The organism is Candidatus Darwinibacter acetoxidans, assembly GCF_041936445.1.
Lineage (GTDB): Bacteria > Bacillota > Limnochordia > Darwinibacteriales > Darwinibacteriaceae > DTU010.
In genome coordinates this window covers 1-1,889 of sequence record NZ_JBHGXH010000328.1, presented here as the reverse complement: position 1 = coordinate 1,889, position 1,889 = coordinate 1, and the positions used below count along the sequence as shown (strand labels likewise).

The 1,889-nt window shown below is 58.4% G+C and carries 4 protein-coding genes; all 4 read right to left on the bottom strand.

Annotation, left to right across the window (positions count from 1 at the left end; translation table 11 throughout):
• Window positions 1-180 (bottom strand): hypothetical protein (locus ACE4YL_RS14340; RefSeq protein ID WP_461369736.1); only part of this gene is annotated, 180 nt, incomplete at its 3' end.
• Window positions 181-182: 2 nt separating this feature from the next.
• Window positions 183-518, bottom strand: coding sequence for a hypothetical protein (locus ACE4YL_RS14335; RefSeq protein WP_461369735.1), 336 nt, complete (start codon window positions 516-518; stop codon window positions 183-185).
• A 49-nt stretch (window positions 519-567) separates the two neighbouring features.
• Complete coding sequence (locus ACE4YL_RS14330; protein WP_461369734.1) at window positions 568-978, bottom strand: hypothetical protein; 411 nt, start codon at window positions 976-978, stop codon at window positions 568-570.
• 35 nt (window positions 979-1,013) lie between these two features.
• Window positions 1,014-1,889 (bottom strand): phage major capsid protein (locus ACE4YL_RS14325; RefSeq protein WP_461369733.1); only part of this gene is annotated, 876 nt, incomplete at its 5' end.

Sequence of the window (1,889 nt, the reverse complement as noted above, 5' to 3'; positions counted from 1 at the left end):
GACCGCCCTTTCTGGCTCCAGGGGCCGGGTTGCCTTTTCGAGACGTGGAGGCTCGGCGTAGTCAGCAAAGCCACCGTCAACCAGGGCCGCTGCAGCTTTATCGTTCACCGGGTAGGTTTTGCCGGGGTCAAGGGTGCCGTCAGGTCCAGCAGCCAGGGTCCGCATTTTGATCAGCTTCATCGTTAATCACCCGCCGCGATGATTTTCGCCGCTCGGAGGGTCGCCAGGATTGCATCAACTTTGGCGGCGACGGCTTCGAGCTCGGTGCTGTCAAACTCTTCAGAGGCAGTCAGCTCCAGGTCGGCAATTGCATCCTGGCTCTTAATCCGCAGCTTGTCATCGTCGCCGATTTCGAGGGAAACGTCATCGGGCTCGGCAACAACATAGACATCGTCGCCTTCGTTTACCTCTGCGCCGGCCGCAAGGGTGAGCTTGCCCTTGATCCGCAACTCGCCGCCAGCGTCCACAACCTGCCGGTCACCGCCTTCGTCTTTGTAAACCTTTGTGATGTAGGTCATTTCGCACCTCCAAAAAAATGATGGGCGACCACGAAGGCCGCCCCTGTTTCTATACGCTTGCCGCGGGGCTTACCGCCAGCTTAGCGTAGTCTTCGGGCTTCACGCGTCCGTTGTAGAGGATCGCGTAGATGTCGCCTGTCGCGGTGGACGCGGTTCTTGCGATACTCGCCCGCAGGTATTTGCCCAGTTTCTCCTGCGGACGGAAAACATCGACAAAGGCAACGTCGCCGTTGGTTTCAACGGCCATCTTCGCGCCGTCGAGAACGGATTTTGTCGCGAAGTTTTCAGCGGTGCTCTGCTCTACCTGCAGGAAATTGCCAGCGTTGGCCACGGCGATGGTGCCAAAGAACAACACGCCCTCGTAGCCGGAGAGATCCACGGCGTCGCTATTGACCGCGGATGTGGCCGCAGTCTGCCCGGCCTTCACAAAGACAACTTTTACGTTTTTGCTCAGGTTCATGATTTTACCTCCTCCAAAAGTAGTGAAGCCGGGGGTTAACCCAGCTTCACCCTCACGAATGCTTCTTCCAAAACCGGCATACCGTCGCCTTCGTAGCGGCCGATAAATCCGGTCTGGTTAGTTTCTGCGTAAAGCTCCACCAAGCGCTGCAGCATCATGTCCAGGGCATCGACGATCCAGTAATACTTGAAGTCGCCCAGGACGCCAACGTATTTGCCGCTGGTGAAAGTGTTCGGTGCAAACTCGCTGGCGGTATAGGGTAATTCCAGGATACGGTCAGGCGCCCCGCCGCTGATGCCCGGCTGCCAGATATACTGGCCGTTGCCGTCTTTCATTTTGCGGATCTGCTTCAGTGCGTCGCGGTGGAAGATCCACCGGGCACGGCTCCAATAAGCCTGCTTGAGGGTGTATTTCGCCTCAATCAGGCCGTCCGGCATAATCTCGGTGCCGGTGTTTCCGGTGGACACGTCGCGGTCGGTGCTGATACCATCAGCCGATGCGGTGAATACCCCGAGAGGCTTCTGCACGCCATCGCCGGTCATGTAGGCTTTCTCCTGGGTCACGCCGAGCTTGTATGCCAGGCGCTCACGGACAATCTGCTCCGGCCCCATAGCCGCTTTACGCAGTAGGGTGTTGGAGATTTTGATGCGCTTCGCCAGGGGGTGCGGCCGGAGTTCGCGCTTGCTGAATTCGATCTCAGTTTCGCTTCCAGTCTTGAGTTCCGCCGTCCAGTCCCAGTCGTCCGCGTCCTTGTCCAGGGTCGGGACGCCGAGGCTGGCCGCTTTGGTCAGCTGGTGAGTCCGAGCATACTGACGAATGACGGCGATGTCATCAACCTCTTTTAAGAGCTCCATCACCATCTGTTGCGGGGCTACCAGGTAACCGCCGCCGATGTCACTGTCGGCCTGCAT